The following is a 17083-nucleotide window of genomic DNA, read 5'->3' on the forward strand; positions in this document are numbered from 1 at the left end:
AGCCGAGCGGACACCCGGAGTGACGTTTATCCGTTCGTGGTGGGGAGGTTGGGGTCGGTGGGGAGCGTGGTGTCGGTGGGAATGCCGGGGGTCCGGTGTGCGGCGCGGCGGAAGAGGAGGTCGTGGACCACGTGTCCCTTGTCCAGGCCCTGTCCCTCGAACCGGGTGAGGGGGCGGAAGTCGGGGCGCGGGGCGTAGCCGCCGTCCGGCCGGGTGTTCTCGAAGTCGGGGTGCGCGGTGAGGACTTCGAGCATCTGCTCGGCGTACGGCTCCCAGTCCGTCGCGCAGTGCAGGACCGCGCCGGGGGCCAGGCGGGTGGCGGCGAGATCGAGGAACTCGGGCTGGATCAGTCGGCGCTTGTGGTGACGGGCCTTGGGCCAGGGGTCCGGGAAGTACACGCGCAGTCCCGCGAGGGAGTCCGCCGGCAGCATCTCGCGGAGCAGGATGATCGCGTCGCCGTTGGCCACGCGGACGTTGGTGAGGCCGCTGCGCTCCGCGAGGGCGAGGAGGTTGCCCTGGCCGGGGGTGTGCACGTCGGCGGCGAGGATGCCGGTGTCGGGGTCGGCGGCGGCCATCTGGGCGGTGGCCTCGCCCATGCCGAAGCCGATCTCCAGGACGACGGGCAGTCCGTCGAAGAGCCGCTTGAGGTCGATGACCTCGTGGCCGTCGATGTCGAGGCCCCAGGTGCTCCAGAGGCGCTTCAGGGCTTCGCCCTGTCCGGTGGTCACCCGGCTGCGGCGCGGCTGGAAGCTCCGGATGCGGCGCTCGTGGTGCGAGCCGGCCGGGTCGGGGGCGGGGCCGTCGGGGAAGCGGGGCTCGGTGCGCCACTTGGGGGGCACGTACGAGGACGCCTCCGGCGCGGTGTCCGGGAGGCTGGGCTGGGGATTCGGGGACTCAGACACAATGCCGAGATTCTACGACGCGGGGGGCGCCGGGTGCGGTGCCCCGGCCGGGGGTGCGGGTGGCTTCGGGGTCGGAGGTGGGGGGCTGCGGGTACCGGGGCGCGGGGCCGGGGGCTGCGGGTGGGTCGGCCCGGTTGTGGTGGGGTGGTCAGGCGGTGCGGAGGGCGTGGAGGGCTCGGGTGGCGACCTCGCGGCCGATGGGGAGGGAGGCGGTCGCCGCGGGGGAGGGCGCGTTGAGGACGTGCACCGTGCGGGGGGCCTCCCGGATCAGGAAGTCGTCGACCAGGGTTCCGTCCCGCAGGACGGCCTGCGCGCGGACGCCGGCCGGGGCGGGCGTCAGGTCCGCCGCGGTGACGGCGGGCAGCAGGCGGCGTACGGCCTCGGTGAACGCCCGCTTCGACAGGGAGCGGCGGATCTCGCCCGCCCCGTACCGCCAGTGCCGCGCGCCCATCCGCCAGGATCCCGGCCAGGCCAACTCGGAGCCGATGTCGCGGGGGCGGACGGTGGACCAGCCGTAGCCCTCGCGGGCCAGCGCGGGCACCGCGTTCGGTCCGACGTGGACGCCGCCGCCGATGCCCCGGGTGAGGTGGACGCCGAGGAACGGGAACGCCGGGTCGGGTACCGGGTAGACCAGGCCCCGGACCAGGCCCGGGCGGGCCAGGTCGTAGTACTCGCCGCGGAACGGGATGATCCGCATGCCCGGGTCGTCGCCGGCGAGGCGGGCGATCCGGTCGCACTGCAGGCCCGCGCAGTTCACCAGCACCTTCGCCCTGACCACCAGGCCGGACGTCGTGCGGACCGCCACCGCCGAGGGGCGGCGGGACACGAGGTCGACCGCGCCGCCGTAGACGATCTCCGCGCCGGAGGACTCCGCGAGCTGCGCCGCCACCCGCCCGTAGTCGACGATGCCCGTGGTGCCGACGTGGATCGCGGCGAGGCCGCGGACCTCCGGTTCGTACTCGGAGATCTGGGCCGGGCCGAGTTCCCGCACGGGGATGCCGTTCTCCCGGCCGCGCTGGACGAGGGAGTGCAGGCGGGGCAGCTCCCGGCGGTCGGTCGCGACGATCAGCTTGCCGGTCACCTCGTGCGGGATGCCGTGCTCGGCGCAGAACTTGACCATCTCGGCGGCACCGCGCACCGCGAAGCGCGCCTTGAGCGAGCCGGGACGGTAGTAGATGCCGCTGTGGATGACCCCGCTGTTGCGGCCCGTCTGGTGCCGGGCGGGCCCGGCCTCCTTCTCCAGGACGACCACGCGCGTCCCCGGGGCCAGTCGGGAGAGGGCATGCGCCGTCGACAGGCCGACGATCCCACCACCGATCACCAGCACGTCGCAGTCCACGCTGACACCTCCCACCCCTGCATACTGCACCCCGCCACCGACAAAGCGGCTACGCGGGTGTCACCAGCAGCGGCCGCGCCCGCTCGCGGAGCTCCGCGACGCGCGGTTCGTCCCCGTACGGTTCGAGCCGGTGCAGGAGGTCCCGTACGTACTCGTTCGTCCGGGCGGAGGAGATCCTGCCCGCGACCTCCACCGCGCGGGTGCCGGCCGCGCACGCCGCGTCGAGGTTGCCCGATTCCAGCTCGGCGACCGCGCTGACGACGAGGCGCAGCCCGTGCGAGCGCGCGTACTCCTCGGTGGGGCGGGACAGGGCCTGTTCGGTGAAGCGGCGGACCTGGCGGGGGAGTTTGAGGTCCCGGTAGCATTCCGCCGCATCCGCCGCGAAACGGTCGTACGAGTAGAAACCGAGCCAGGTCGGGTCGCCGTCGCCTTCGCGGGAGCGCTCCAGCCAGCCCTCGGCGGCGCGCAGCGCCGTCCCGGCGGCGGCCGAGTCGCCCGCCTTCGCGTGCGCCCGGGCCTCGACGAGGTGGAAGAAGCTCATGGTGCGGGCGGTGGCGAGACCGCGGTTGCGTTCCACGGCGGCCTGGGCGAGGTCCACGCCCTCGTCCGGGAAGTCCCGGTAGGTGGCCTGGAGGGACATCGAGGCCAGGACGTAGCCGCCGAGCGGTACGTCGGCGGCGGCGCGGGCCAGCCGCAGGGCCTGGATGTAGTAGCGCTGCGCCGCCTCCTGCTGACCGGTGTCGAAGGCCATCCAACCGGCCAGCCGGGTCAGTTCGGCGGTCGCGCCGAACAGCGCGCGCCCCACCTCGTCGGTGTAGGACCCGAGCAGCAGCGGAGCCGCGTCCATCCGCAGGCACTCGGGGACCATCGACGAACGCCAGTCCCCGCCGCCGTACTTGGAGTCCCAGCGGCGCGCCTCCTCGGCGGCCTCGCGCAGCTTCGTCACGTCGCTGTGCCCGACCCGCTGCGGGGAGCCCTCCGGCGGCGCGCCGGCGGCCTGGGCGGTCGCCGCGCCGGTTTCGCTCCCGGGCGGCGCGGGCACAACGTCCTGCGCGGGGGGAACGGCTGCCGGCCGGGTCGGGGCGGGCTGCCGGACCGCGGTGGAGGGGCGCGCCGCCGGGGCGGGAGGAGGGTCGCCGGCCGCCGTGGGCGACGTACCGGCTTCCCGGACGGGGCCCGGTTCGCGGGCCACCGAACTGTCGGCCGGAGATATCAGCCAGCGCGAGGCGGGCGTCGCGTACGCGGACACCGCGAAGGAGCCGGCGAGGGACTGCCAGATCCCGCCACCACCACGCCGCCCGGCGAGGTCCAGCCGGTAGAGGTCGGTGGCGGACCGCACGGCCGCGCCGATGTCGCGGGGGAAGGCCAGTCCGACCTCGGGCGCGGGATCCGCGTCCGCCAGCCCGATCTCGTGCAGCGGAACCGGCCGGCCCAGCTTCGCCCCGATGGCGGCGGCGATCAGGTGCGGGGCCGCGCCCTGCGGCACCATCCCCTTCGACACCCAGCGGGCGACGGAGGTCTTGTCGTAGCGAAGCGTCAGACCGCGCTGCGCGCCGAGGTCGTTGACCCGCCGGGCCAGCCCGGCGTTGCTGATGCCCGCCAGGGCGAGGACGGCGCCGAGCTTCTCGTTGGGCTCGCGGAGCTCCCTGGACATGCGCCACCCCTCGTCACACGCGGAACGCAGACGCCGCCGGGGCATAGGCGCCCGGCATTTCGTAAACCCAGCGTAGTTCCCCGCCTCCCAAGCGTTAAGGCCCCGAGTTCCGTATGGCGGGATTGTTGTCCGTATGCACAGTCGGGCCGGGGCCCGTGCCCGGGGCGCACGTGTCAGTCCGTGCTCCGGCCGTGTGGCCGTGCGCCCGGCCGTGCGCTCTGGCCCGTGCCGTGGCCCGGCGATTCGATGTGCGGTGCGTGGGTCGGCCCGCCACGTGGACCAGGTGGGCCGGGGGATGCCGCTACCTCAATCCCCGCGGGTGGCGGAACGGTCCGGGGGGTGGATCCCGCCCCCCGGACCGCGGCCACCGCCGAAGCCGGCGGCGGCGCGCGCAGGTACTCAGTACGGCTGAAGAATGGCCGAAACCGACCTATGGGGCGGTGGGAACGGAACGCCAAATACCGTGTGGCCGGGGCGTATTCGTTTACATGTGCGCCCCCCGAAGTCGCTCTCGCACGCCCATCACGTGGCAGCATGGACCCCGAGCCACCCGGGGCCCCGCCGGCCGCGCCCTCAGCGACGACCGCGTCGTCCGAGCCGTGCACCGCCCCGGTCATTTGCCCACAGGCTGGGGGAGGCGGCGGTGCGCTGGTTGGTCGGCTGGAGCAGTATCGCCGCGAGCTTCGGCACGGCCGGGCGCGTCTCCGGCCAGGGCACATCGGGGGCGTACGGAACACCGCCGGGCGCCTACGGGACCTCGGGCGGACGTGACTCCGCCGCCAACGGCCACGACCCGTACGGGGACCGGCCCCGCGGCGGCATCGCGGACGCCGCCCACCCCGACGACCCCGCCGCCCAGGACGCCGAACGCACCGTCCACCCCGTCGGCGCCCAACTCCTCTGGGGAGACCCCGACCCCCTGTGGGCCGTCGGCGACTGGCGCCCCGACGAGATCCGCACCGTCACCGCCGACCCCGCGGACCCCTTCACCCGACTCGCCGTCCTCGGCTGCTGCGGCGCCACCGACGCCGAGCTCAGACGCGCCCTCTACGCCGCCCGCGGCGGCGCCCTGCGCCACCTCACCCAGTGGTCCGGCAGCTACACCGCCGTCGTCCAGGCGGGCCGCCGCATCACCGTCCTGGGCGACCTCGCCGGTGCCCGGCCCGTGTTCTACACGCCCTGGGCCGGCGGAACCGCGTACGCCACCGCCGCCCTCCCGCTCGCCGACCTCATCGAGGCCCAGCTCGACGTGGGCCACCTCGCCGCCCTCCTGGCCTGCCCCGACAGCCCGGAGGCACTGGGCGACGGCACACCGTACGCGGGCGTGCGGCGCATCCCGCCCGGCCACACCCTGATCCTCCGCGAGGGCTCCCGGGAGATCACCGGCTACGAACCGGTGGCATCCCTCGCCGTGGCCACGCCCGAGGCCGACGCCGAGCGCGCGGTGGAGGGCGTACGGGAAGCTTTGGTCGACGCGGTGCGCGCCCGGCTCACGGCGCCCCGGCATGCTCCCGAAACAGTTGTTCCCGACCCGGGCCCGGTACCCGGAATGGGCCCCGCCGACCGGCGGGCCGCCCGCGGCGCCCCCGCACCCGGAGTCGGCGCCGACCTCTCCGGCGGCAGCGCCTCCGCCACCCTCGCCCTGCTCGCCGCAGGCCTGCCCGGCGCCCCCGGCACCATCCCCGGCTCGGGCTCGCGGCTCCTCGCCGTCACCTTCAACGACCTCGCCACCCCGCAGGGCCGCGAAGCCGAACTCGAACGCGCCCACGCCATCGCCGCCAACCCCCGGCTGCACCACGTCGTCGTCGCCGCCGCCGAAGAAGCCCTCCCCTACGCGGAACTCGACGGACCGCTCACCGACGAACCCGGCCCCTCCCTCGTCGTCGCCGCCCGCGAACGCCGCCGCCTGGCCGCCGGGTCCGCCGACCACTTCGTCGGCCACGGCGCCCGCCAGGTCCTCGACGCCCACCCCGCCCGCATGGCCGACCTCCTCATGGACCGCCGACGCCGACACCTGCTGCGCCCCGTCGCCGCGCTCGCCCGCTCCGCGTCGGCCTCCGGCGAGTCCCTCCTCGTTCCGCTCACCGTGTACTCGGCGGCCCGCCGCCTCGCCCGTACGCCGTACCGCGCGGGCATCGAGGCCGCCGCGGCCCGACTGCGCGAGGGCGCCGTCGGGGGCAGCGTGGCCAGCGCCGTCGACGCCTCCCTCGCCGCCCTCACCTGGTCCCGCCCCGGACCCGCCGCGGCCTGGCTGACCGGCGAGGCCCTCGCGGAAGTATCGATCCGTCTCGGCGCCGCCGCCGGACGCCCACCGCTCTCCCTGCGCCCCGGCGAGGCCCGCGCCCGCGCCGTGTTGACCCGTCACGCCGCCGACCACCGGGTCTTCGAACAGGCCGTGGAGGTGCGCAGCCAGCGCCTGCACGCGCCGTTCCTCGACAACCAGGTCGTACGGGCCGCACGTGCGCTGCCGGAATCGCTGAGGGTCCAGCCCGGCGCCCGGGCCGCGATCCTGCGCAGCGTCCTGACCTCCGCCGGAGTGCGCGAACTCCCGCCCGGCTGGGGTGCCACCGCCCACACCCCGAACGAGACCGCGACCCGCCTAGGGCTGCGCGCCGCCCTCCAGGAACTCCTCGCGCTGTTCGCCGCCCCGCTGCTCGCCGACGCCGGCCTGATCGAAGCCAGGGTCGTGCGGCAGGCCCTGCTCGACGCCGCCGACGGCCGGCCCGTCCCGCTCGACGGACTCGCGGAACTCGTCTCGATGGAACTGTGGCTCCGGCGCCTCCTCGCCCGCCGCGGCACCTGCTGGACCGGCACCTCCACCCCCCGCCGCCGCGCCGTCCCCGTCCTCGACACCTCTCTCGGCCGGCTCACACCCGGCGTCCCCCTCCGCCTGCAACCCGCCGCCACCGACCACCTCCGCCGGCCGGCGGACCGCTGACGGGTGGAGCGCGCGGACGTCGCCGTCCGGCTCAACGGCAGCTGATCACCGCATCGCCCCAGGCGGCCAACGTCGGCAACCTCCCCTGCCCGACCTGTTCCACCACCAGCCGCAACGTCCCGCGCCCGACCAGCGACACGTCCACCACCGCCGGGGCGTCCGCGTACCCGAGCACGCCCGACCGCCACAGCCGCTGCCCGTCCCCGTAGACCGAGAACCGCACCGTGCCGTCGGTCAGCAACGACAGGCCGTCCACCCCCGCCCGCGCCGAGAAGGCGGTGCACTGCCGGTTCAGGGTGATCTCCACCGAGGAACGGGAGTTGACGGTGATCCCCTGCCCGAAGCGCTGCCCGCCGATCACCTGCCCCCACCGCTGCCACACCCAGCTGCTGCGCCAGGTCTCCAGCTCCGGACCGCGGTGCGCCCCGTACGCGGAGTGGCCCAACCGGGCCAGCGGGAACCCCTGCGGGGGCTGTGGCGGCGGAGGGGCGGGCGTCGGCGTCGGCGAGGGCTTCGCCGGCGTCGGCTCCGGCTTCGGCCGGGCGGTCACCGGGGCCGGTCTCGAAGCCGAGGGCCGGGCCGAAGCGGGCGCGGAGGGCACCGGAGCGGGAGGCGCGCTCGTGGGTCGCGGAGGTACGGATCCCCGCGCGGCCGGGGCCGGAGCCCCCGCCGGAGTCGACCCGGGCGGCGTGGGGGACGGGCTCGGTTCCGGAACCACCGGCCGGACCGGCGCCGCCACGCCGGGCGTCGGCTTCGCCCGGGCCTGCTGCTCGGGCTCGTCCCCGGCCAGGGCGAACACCACCCCGGCGGCCGCCGCGACCGCGATGCCGGCGGCGATGGCGGCCTTGGCCGGCAGCCCCAGCCCCTCGGAGACCACCGCACCCCCGGCCCCGGCACCACCCCCGGCCCCACCCGCGGCGCCGGCACCCGCCCCGGCGGCTCCGGCCCCGGCCGCACCGGCGCCCGCCGACGAACCGCCCGCGGCGGCGGCAGCCGCTCCGGCCCCGCCCGCGGCCACGGCCCCACCGGCCACCACCCCGGCCGCCTTGGCCGCGTACCCGGCGGCGAACCATCCGATGACCGCGACCGGCAGCAGCGCGGGGATGCCCGCGTTGACGTCCTTCAGCTCCCCGGCGGCCAGCCGGCACTTGACGCACTCCTCCAAGTGCTTGCGCAGACCCCGTTCCGCACGCATCCGCAGCCCGCCCCGGGCGTACGCGCCCAGTCGGTCCGCGTACCGGGCGCAGTCCCCGCCCGAGCTGAGCGCGGAACTCACGTGGGCCTGCAGGTAGGCCTGCTTGAGGCCCTCCCGGGCCCTACTGGCCAGCACCGCGGTCGCGTTGGGGCTCAGCCCGAACAGCGGGGCGATCGCACTCGGCGAAGCCTCCTCGACGGTGGTGTGCCACAGCACGGCCTGCCACCGCTCGGGCAGGCTCCGGAAGGCCTGCATGGCCAGCGACTGCTCGGCCTGGTGCATGGCCCGTACGTCCGCGCCCAGTTCGAGGGTGTCGGCCCCGCTCAGCCCGGACGCGGCCTCGGCTCCCGTCGCCTGCTCCGCGAACAGGGCGAAGTCCTCGACGAGGTGTTCCCGCTTGGCGGTCTTCGCCCACGCCGCAGCGACCCTCCGCACGGTGGTGAGCAGATAGGCCCGCACCGAATGATCCGGCCCGGCCCCGCCGCGCACCGCCTGGAGGGTCCGCGCGAACACCTCGGCGGTCAGGTCGTCGGCGGTGTGCGCGTCGCGGCAACAGGTGCGCGCGTAGCGGCGGACGGCCTCGGCGTGCCGACGGAAGAGTTCCTCGTACGCGCCGTCGTCCCCACCGCGCATCCGGGCGACCAGCTCGGCGTCGGAAGGCGGCAGTTCGGTGCCGCCGCCGCCCGTGACCGGGGTGGCATGCCGGCCGCGCGGTTCGCGCTGGGCCGGTACCTGACGGGCGGGCAGGCTCCCCGACTCGACCTCGCCTCCGGCACCACCGCGAGACTCGTCCCGCCCGTCAACGCCCATCGCGGAAGCCCCCGCACGCCACACTCAACCGGTACACCGATCCAGCGTGGCACACGGCGAAGGCACGCCGACCCCCTCCGAGCGCCATCCACTCATCCGGGCAAGATCAGACGATCCACCGTGCCGATCCTCACCCGTTCGAGCGACGGACTGTTCGAGTAACCCCCTTGACGCACACCTCCGTCAACCCCGTCAGCACCTGGAAACCCCACACCCCGAAGCCCACCACGCCCGCCCATGCCACCCGGCATCCACGAGCGAAGCCCACACCGACACGCCGACCGCTGGTCGGAGCCCGCACCGCAGCGGCGTCGCCGGCAAGGCACTTGCCGATGTGGCTCACACCGACGCGGCGCCCGCGAGTGCACCACTCACCGACGCGGCTCCCGCCGGGCCCGGCCCGCACCGGAACAGCATCCGCCGGCGCAGTACTCGCTTACACGGCATCCGCCAGTGCGGCGCCTACCGACGAGGCTCGCACCGAAGCGGCTCGCACCGAAGCGGCTTCCGCAGGGCGGGGCCCACAACTGGAGCGGCGGTCACCAACGGGGCACTCGCCGCCACGGCGTCCGCCGGCACGGCACAAACCGACGCGGCTTCCGCCGTACGGGGCCCGCACCGGAACAGCATCCGCCGGTGGGGCACTCGCCGGCGCAGTACTCCCCGAGGCGACCTCCGCCAGAGCGGCCCTCGCAGCCACGGCGTCTGTCAGCACGACACGAACCGAGGTGGCTTCCGCCGGGCGCGGCCTGCACCGGAGCAGCATCCGTGAGTGCGGTACTCACCGAGGCGGCTTCTACCGGCGGGGTACTCACGGCGGCGGCTTCCACCGGCGCGGTGAGCGCCGAGATGGCTTCCGCCGTACGGGGCCCGCACCGGAACAGCATCCGCCGGCGCGGCGCTCACCAGCGCGGCACCCTCCAGGCGGGGCACTTCACGGACGCGGCATCCGCCGGCGAGGTACCCGCCAGGCCCGGTACTCGCCCGGTGCAGCCCAGCTATCCGGTATCTCACCGGACTCAGCACGTGCCAGCCCGGCACGAACCGGCAACGCCCCCGGCGACGCGCCACGTACCGCCGCGCTCCACCGAAGAGGCGGCCACCAAAGAGCCGGCTGCCGACGAGCCACCCACGATCAGCCGCCACCGGCCCGGACCACCGGCCCGGACCACCGGCTGCCAAGTGCCGGGCTCACCCACCGGCCAGGTGAAGCGCGCCGGGGGCCCGGGGCCCGAGCCCCCGGCGCGTCACCTCGGGCGTCCACCCGGAACCACGTCCCGAGCGAAACGCCTCACACCATCCGGGAACGCCACCCCCACCGAGCAGCGCCGCCCCGGCGAAGGGCTCCGCCCCCACCGAGCAGCGCCGCCCCGGCAAAGGGCTCCGCCCCCGCCTCACACCGTCCGGGAACGCAGCCCTTCGAGCAGGATGTCCAGCAGTCGGGCCGAGGCCGCGGCCTGATGGGCCGGGTCCGGCAGCGCGGGCGCCGCGGTCGCGATGACCAGCAGCACATCGGCCACCGTGACATCGGCACGCAGCTCACCGGCCTCCCGGGCACGGTCCACCAGCCGACCGACGACCTCCAGCAGCGCACCCGCGCCGGAGTCGTCCGCCAGGTCGTCCTCGACGGAGTGCCGCGCGCCCACGACCCGGAGGTCGGGCGCCCCGCCCGCGACGGCCTGACGCTGGTGCGGAACCCGTGCCGCGGCGGCCGGCGCCTCCTCGGCCCCGTCCTCCCCGTCCGCGTCGACCCGCAGGATCTGCGGCGGCAGCAGTCGGCCCGCGCCGGAGGCCACGGAGGTCCGCAGGAAGCGCGACAGCGCCTGCCACGGCTCCTCCTCCTGGCCCAGCGCGGACTTGGCCTGCTCCGTGAGCCGGGCGGTCTCCTCCTCCGCTATACGGCGGACCAGGACGTCCTTGCTCGGGAACCGCCGGTAGACGGTGCCGACGCCGACGCGGGCGCGGCGTGCCACGTCCTCCATCGGAGCGCCGTAGCCCAGCTCGCCGAATACCTCGCGAGCCGCGCGCAGTACGTGTTCGAGGTTGCGCTGAGCGTCCACGCGCAGCGGCGTCGAACGGCCCACCCCGTGGGTCGTCGTGCCCGCCATCACGCGGCCGCCGCTCTCGGCAGACAGAGCGGTGGCAGAACCATGGAAATCGGAAATGTGCATATGTATCCCCCGGTAATCATTTGTCTCCCCCCGGAGACACTCCCCGCCTTCGCGTCGAGGGGGGCCACGGTCATGAGGGCCCCGGTCCTACTCCTCGACGAGATACGAACATAGTTGAGCCAGAGTCAATTCAGAAGGGGCAGCCCCGGACCGGCCGCCGCCCGATCGGAGCATTGACCCTCACTTTTCCCCAGGAAGCCTCCGGAATCTCACCCTCCGCACCTCCTGACCTGCGGACCTTCGCCCCCTCCAAGCCCCTGCGGCAACCCCGTCCCGCCACCCCCACCGGTCACACAATTTGACGGGCCTGTGGACAAACTCCCAGCCACGTTGCGTCATGGGGTGGTGAAGGCTGCTAACTCCCGGGGCGACGCCCCCGGTACCCCGCCCCGCACGCGCATCCTCATCGTCGGCGGCGGCTACGTCGGCATGTACACGGCCCTGGGCCTCCAGCGGAAGCTGAGATCCGGCGAGGCCGAGGTCACGGTGGTCACACCCGAGCCCTACATGACCTATCAGCCCTTCCTCCCGGAGGCCGCCGCCGGCTCGATCTCGCCCCGCCACGTCGTCGTCCCCCTCCGCCGCGTCCTCGACCGCTGCCGCATCGTCATCGGCGAGGCCAAGAGCATCGACCACGCCAAACGCACCGCGACCGTCACCACCCTCGCCACCGCCGAGGAGGGCACCGGCGCGATCGAGATCGAGTACGACGAGATCGTCCTCGCCCCCGGTTCCGTCTCCCGAACCCTCCCCATCCCCGGCCTCGCCGACTACGCCATCGGGTTCAAGACCGTCGAGGAGGCCATCGGTCTGCGCAACCACGTCATCGAGCAGATGGACATCGCCTCCTCCACCCGCGATCCGGCGATCCGCGACGCCGCCTTGACCTTCGTCTTCGTCGGCGGCGGATACGCGGGCGTCGAAGCCCTCGGCGAACTGGAGGACATGGCCCGTTTCGCCGCCCGGTACTACCACAACGTCAAGCCCGAGGACATGAAGTGGGTGCTGGTCGAGGCCAGCGACCGGATCCTCCCCGAGGTGGGCCCGGAAATGGGCACCTACACCGTCCGTGAACTGCGTCGCCGCAACATCGACGTCAGGCTGGAGACCCGCCTGGACTCCTGCGAGGACCGCGTCGCCGTCCTCAGCGACGGATCCCGCTTCCCGACCCGCACCGTCGTCTGGACCGCCGGCGTGAAACCGCACCCGGTCCTCGCCGCCTCGGACCTCCCCAGGAACGAACACGGCCGCCTCACGTGCACGTCCTTCCTCACCGTCAAGGGCGTCGACCACGCCTGGGCCGCCGGCGACGCCGCCGCCGTCCCCGACATCACCGCGGCCGAACCGGGCCACACCTGCGCCCCCAACGCCCAGCACGCCGTCCGCCAGGCCAAGCAACTCGCCGACAACCTCATCGCCGCCCTGCGCGACGAGGTCCTCACCGAGTACGCCCACAGGTACGTCGGCTCCGTCGCCTCCCTGGGCCTCCACAAGGGGGTCGCCCACATCTACGGACGCAAGATCAAGGGGTACCCGGCCTGGTTCATGCACCGCGCATACCACCTCAGCCGCGTCCCCACCTTCAACCGCAAGATGCGCGTCCTTGCGGAATGGACCCTCTCAGGTCTGTTCAAGCGGGAGATCGTCTCCCTAGGCTCACTCGAACATCCCAGGGCAGAATTCGAACTCGCCGCAGGCGGAGGCCCGGCACACCACAAGCCCCGCCCCGCCCCCGAACCCCCGCAGGACAGCCAGGGCTGACGTTGTCAGTGCGGTCCGCCACACTGGACGTGTGACCATAGGTGCGCTCACACCTGCACAGAGTGACCGTGCAGGTGTACGCGCACCGAGTGACATGCCCAGAGACCGACCACGAGCGACACAGCGACCACTTGCGACACCACGAGGCTTGAACGCAGTGAACTTCACGCGCTGGAGCGCCCGGTTTCCCGGAACGCAGCGCCGCGCCGCCGCCCGGAACGAACACGCCGCCGCCCAGGCCAAAAGGGGCGAGGGCTCCGTCCCGGCAGCCCGCGGCGCCGCCGCCCACTCCGCCACCCCACCGGAGGGAAGCCCCGCCGACGCCACCGTCTCCGGCACCGGTACGGCACCGCTCGCCGCCGTACCCGCCCTCGACGAGCTCTCCGTACGCGAGGTCCTCGGCCTGCTCCCGGCCCTCGTCGCGCTCGTCCACGGACCCGAACACCGCGTCGCCTACGTCAACGACGCCTACACCGCCGGCTTCGGCCCGCGCAGCCCCGGCGCCCCCGCCCACGAGGCCCTCCCCGAACTCGGCGAGCTCGGCCTCCTGGAACTCCTCGACCAGGTCCAGCGCAGCGGCAAGCCCCGTACGGCCAAGAACCGCACCGCACCCGGCGGCGGCAGCTCCTACACCGTGACCTGCACCCCGGTCGACTTCCCCAAGACCGACGCCGACGGCACCGAGGACCCCCACCACACCGGGATCCTCGTCCACCTCGCCGACGTCACCGACCACGCCGAGGCCGTCGAACGGCTCCGCGCCAGCGAGCGCCGCCAGCGCGAGGCCGCCGTCACCCTCCAACGCTCCCTCCTCCCGCAGGAACTGGAACAGCCCGACGACCTCCGCGTCGCCGCGACCTACCAGCCCGGCGGCACCGAGGCGGCCGTCGGCGGCGACTGGTACGACGTCATCACCCTCGGCGCCGGCCGCACCGCCCTCGTCATCGGGGACGTCATGGGCCGCGGCGTCCGCGCCGCCGCCGTCATGGGCCAGCTCCGCACCGCCGTCCGCGCCTACGCCCGCCTCGACCTCCCCCCGCACGAGGTTCTGCAACTCCTCGACGGCCTCGCCGCCGAGATCGACGCCAGCCAGATCGCCACCTGCGTCTACGCCGTCCACGACCCCAACGAGGGCCTCCTCGCCTACGCCTCCGCCGGCCACCTCCCGATCCTCGTCCGCGACGAGGACGGCACCGTGCGCAGAGCCGCCGATCCCACCGGCCCGCCGCTCGGCACCGGAGGCTGGCTGCACACCTCGGGCACCATCGCCCTCGGCCCCGGCTCCACCGCCGTCCTCTACACCGACGGCCTGGTGGAACGCCGCGGCGAGGACATCGACGAGGGCGTCGCCACCCTCGAACGCGCCCTGTCCGGAGCCCAGGGAACCCCCGCCGTCGTCTGCGACCGGCTCATGCGCGCCCTCGGAGTCGACGCCGACCACGACGACGACGTCGCCGTCATGGTCCTCCAGCAGCCCGCCCGCACCGGAGCCGACGCCGAGCTCTTCCACAACGCCGCCCTCGAACTCCTCGGCGGCATCGAGGCGGCCCCGCGCGCCCGCGCCTTCGCCCAGGGCGTCCTCGCCTCCTGGCGGTTCCCCGTCGAGCTGTGCGACCTCGGTGTCCTGGCCGCCAGCGAACTCGTCGCGAACTCCCTCCAGCACGGCACCCCGCCCATGCGGCTGCGCCTGCGCCGCACCGACCGCCGCCTGATCGTGGAGGTCACCGACGGCGACGACCACCTCCCGCGCCGCCGCCGCGCCGAACCCGCCGACGAGACCGGCCGCGGCATCTCCATCGTCGCGACCATCGCCTCGTCCTGGGGCTCCCGCCGGACCCCGGGCGGCGGCAAGGCCGTCTGGTGCGAGTTCGCCCTGCCGGACAAGTAGCGGCACACGCGTGAGGCCCCGGTCCACCGGACCGGGGCCTCACGCGTACTTCCTGCGTCCCTGCGTACGACTACACGTGCGCGGGCTCCGGAGCGACGCTCCCCGCCACACCGACGGCCGGACCGCCCTGCGCCACGACCCTGCTCAGCGACGGGTTGTCCTGAACCGGGCTCAGCTGCTTGCCGAGCCGCAGTGCCAGCCCGGCGATGCCCAGCGAGACGACCACGAACAGCCCGATGTAGAGCATCGGGATCCCCGCACCGAGCGGCACACCGAGCGGCCCGAGCGCCAGTGCCATCTGCTTCACCAGGGCGAAGGCGGAGTTGTACTGCCCGACCGAGCCCTCCGGAGCCAGATCGGCCACCAGCGGCGCCAGCGTCGGCGACAGCATGGCCTCGCCGATGCCGAAGAGCGCGTACGTGGTGATGAACGCGGCCGCGGCCATCATGGCGCTGCCGTGCCCCAGACCCGAGAACCCGGCGATGACCCACGCCACGGTCCAGATCAGCCCGACGAGCGCGATCACCCGCGACCGACGCCGCTTCTCCACGAGCCGCAGCACCACGAACTGGGCGATCACGATGGCACCCGTGTTGGCGGCCAGCGCGAACCCGAGCGTGGAAGGCGATATCCCGGCGGCCTCGGTACCGAAGGCGGCCAGACCCGACTCGAACTGTCCGTAGCAGGCGAAGAAGAGCACGAAGCCCAGCACGCACAGCTGCACCATCGCCTTGTGGCGGAGCAGCCGCTTCCAGCCGCTGCCGGCCGCCGGAACCGCGTCCTTCTGCGGCATGGCGTCCTTGAGACCCGCGACCTGCGGCATCCGCACGGTGGCGATGACCGCCGCCAGCACCAGGAACATCACGGCCTCGATGCCGAACAGCAGGGTGAAGCTGCCGGGCCGGCTCTCGTCGACGATCTGACCGCCGACGAGCCCGCCTATGCCCAGACCCAGGTTCTGCAGGAAGAACTGCAGGGCGAAGGAGCGCGTCCGCGTCGAAGGGGTCGAACACCACACGATCATCGTGGCGAGCGCCGGCTGCATGACGGCCTGGCCCGCACCCAGCGCCAGCGCCGACAACAGGATCGGCACGACCCCGGTCGACAGCCCGAGCGCCAGCGCGCCCACCGAAGCGACCACGGCCGCACCCATGACCACGGGCACCGGACCACGCCGGTCGATGACCCGCCCGGTGAAGGGCAGTGCGACGAGAGCACCCAGCGCGAACGCCACGAACGCACTCGTGGCAGCCATGGAGCCCAGCTCTCGCACCTGCGCCACGTAGATGTAGAGGAACGGAACCGTGAAGCCGATGCCGAACGCGGTCAACGCGTTCCCGGCCTGGATCCGCCGCATCGCAGCGCCCATCACCTTGGTCACTTTCACCACCTTGATAACTGAAGCCTGAAGACTTCATCCCTAAAGTTCGATCCTTAACTCTACACATCGAAGGAGTTAGACGCCAATGGGTCCCGTGCCATACTTCGACGCATGGGTGACACCCCCGACGGCACTACGCCCGTCCACGAGCCGAGCCTCGATGAGCAGATCGCCGTCTACCAGCGCGAGTTCCAGGACCTCGACCCCCAGGTCGAGAAGGTGGTGTCGGCGCTGAGCCGGCTGAACCGCCGCATGAACGTCGCGTACGGACGCCAGACCGCTGCCCTGGGCATCAGCAACGCCGAGTGGGAGGTCCTCAAGGCCCTCGTCATCTCGGGTGCCCCCTACCGGATGGGCCCGAGCGAGCTCGCGAAGCAGCTGGGCCTCACGCCGGCGGCCATGACGCACCGGATCGACCGCATGACCGCGGAAGGCCTGGTGACCCGCGAACGCGACGAGTCGAACCGGGTCCGGGTCATCGTGGAGCTCACGGACGAGGGCCGCAGCAAGTGGCTGGACGCGATGCGCGCGGCCACGGTCTTCGAGGAGGACCTCCTCCAGGACCTGTCCACGGCCGAGCGCGGCATCCTGGGCGACGTCCTCACCCGGCTGTTGGACCGCGTGGAGGACCTCCAGTCGAGGGGCTGACCTCCGGGGTTGACACCGACCCCGTCGGTCCGTAAGGTTCTTCGAGTTGTCCCCGAGCCGAAAGGTTCTGGTATCAACAAATCCCGCCGCCTTGTTGCGGCACCCAACTCAGCACGAACTCCCACTGGGAACGAATTCGGCATGTCCGAATTCTTTTCCGAAGGCCCGATTATCGGTTGCCGGGGAAATCAGCTAGAGTTCGGGAGTCGGAAGGGCCCAACAGCCCGGAAGACAAACCCCGCTGACTGGGAGTCAGGCCCGAAAGAGTCTGATAGAGTCGGAAACGCAAGAACACAGCAGGACAACAGAACGAAAGCCCGGAGGAAAGCCCGAGAGGGTGAGTACAAAGGAAGCGTCCGTTCCTTGAGAACTCAACAGCGTGCCAAAAATCAACGC

At 73.5% G+C, this 17083-nt stretch carries 9 protein-coding genes and 1 pseudogene; 4 read left to right on the forward strand and 6 right to left on the reverse strand.

Features of this window, described 5'->3' with window-relative positions:
• Positions 1 to 26: 26 nt before the first annotated feature.
• From trmB to ACFVS6_RS35640, 3 genes and pseudogenes are all read right to left on the reverse strand, one after another.
• Positions 27 to 902 carry a tRNA (guanosine(46)-N7)-methyltransferase TrmB gene (gene trmB / locus ACFVS6_RS35630; protein ID WP_389710630.1) on the reverse strand — a complete coding sequence of 292 codons (876 nt, stop codon included), beginning with the start codon at positions 900 to 902 and terminating at the stop codon, positions 27 to 29.
• Between the two features lie 148 nt (positions 903 to 1050).
• A complete protein-coding gene (lhgO, locus tag ACFVS6_RS35635) occupies positions 1051 to 2271 on the reverse strand; it encodes an L-2-hydroxyglutarate oxidase (RefSeq protein WP_389710632.1) in 1221 nt (406 codons plus the stop codon).
• Positions 2272 to 2290: 19 nt separating this feature from the next.
• Positions 2291 to 3895: pseudogene (locus ACFVS6_RS35640) on the reverse strand (sporulation protein).
• A gap of 643 nt (positions 3896 to 4538) precedes the next feature.
• Between ACFVS6_RS35640 and ACFVS6_RS35645 the strand changes: the two are divergent.
• Positions 4539 to 6833 (forward strand): asparagine synthase-related protein, encoded by a 2295-nt coding sequence (locus tag ACFVS6_RS35645; protein ID WP_389710634.1) that lies wholly within the window; start codon positions 4539 to 4541, stop codon positions 6831 to 6833.
• A gap of 31 nt (positions 6834 to 6864) precedes the next feature.
• On the opposite strand, the gene ACFVS6_RS35650 is transcribed toward ACFVS6_RS35645, so the two are convergent.
• Complete coding sequence (locus ACFVS6_RS35650) at positions 6865 to 8838, reverse strand: sigma-70 family RNA polymerase sigma factor (RefSeq protein WP_389710636.1); 1974 nt, start codon at positions 8836 to 8838, stop codon at positions 6865 to 6867.
• Between the two features lie 1394 nt (positions 8839 to 10232).
• Positions 10233 to 11009, reverse strand: coding sequence for a TetR/AcrR family transcriptional regulator (locus tag ACFVS6_RS35655; protein WP_389710638.1), 777 nt, complete (start codon positions 11007 to 11009; stop codon positions 10233 to 10235).
• A 342-nt stretch (positions 11010 to 11351) separates the two neighbouring features.
• Here ACFVS6_RS35655 and ACFVS6_RS35660 point away from each other — a divergent pair, with 342 nt between their 5' ends.
• Both ACFVS6_RS35660 and ACFVS6_RS35665 read left to right on the forward strand, forming a co-directional pair.
• The gene (locus ACFVS6_RS35660) at positions 11352 to 12770 is read left to right on the forward strand and encodes an NAD(P)/FAD-dependent oxidoreductase (protein WP_389710640.1); all 1419 of its coding nucleotides are present in this window, start codon (positions 11352 to 11354) and stop codon (positions 12768 to 12770) included.
• A 157-nt stretch (positions 12771 to 12927) separates the two neighbouring features.
• On the forward strand, positions 12928 to 14658 hold the full coding sequence (locus tag ACFVS6_RS35665) for a SpoIIE family protein phosphatase (RefSeq protein ID WP_389710644.1): 1731 nt from the start codon (positions 12928 to 12930) through the stop codon (positions 14656 to 14658).
• Between the two features lie 70 nt (positions 14659 to 14728).
• On the opposite strand, the gene ACFVS6_RS35670 is transcribed toward ACFVS6_RS35665, so the two are convergent.
• Positions 14729 to 16027: an MFS transporter gene (locus ACFVS6_RS35670; protein ID WP_389710646.1), complete on the reverse strand. Its 1299-nt coding sequence runs from the start codon at positions 16025 to 16027 to the stop codon at positions 14729 to 14731.
• 123 nt (positions 16028 to 16150) lie between these two features.
• Between ACFVS6_RS35670 and ACFVS6_RS35675 the strand changes: the two genes are divergently transcribed.
• Positions 16151 to 16687, forward strand: coding sequence for a MarR family winged helix-turn-helix transcriptional regulator (locus ACFVS6_RS35675; protein WP_281210936.1), 537 nt, complete (start codon positions 16151 to 16153; stop codon positions 16685 to 16687).
• Positions 16688 to 17083 lie beyond the last annotated feature (396 nt).

The sequence above is a fragment of the Streptomyces sp. NPDC057939 genome, assembly GCF_042887545.1.
Lineage (GTDB): Bacteria > Actinomycetota > Actinomycetes > Streptomycetales > Streptomycetaceae > Streptomyces.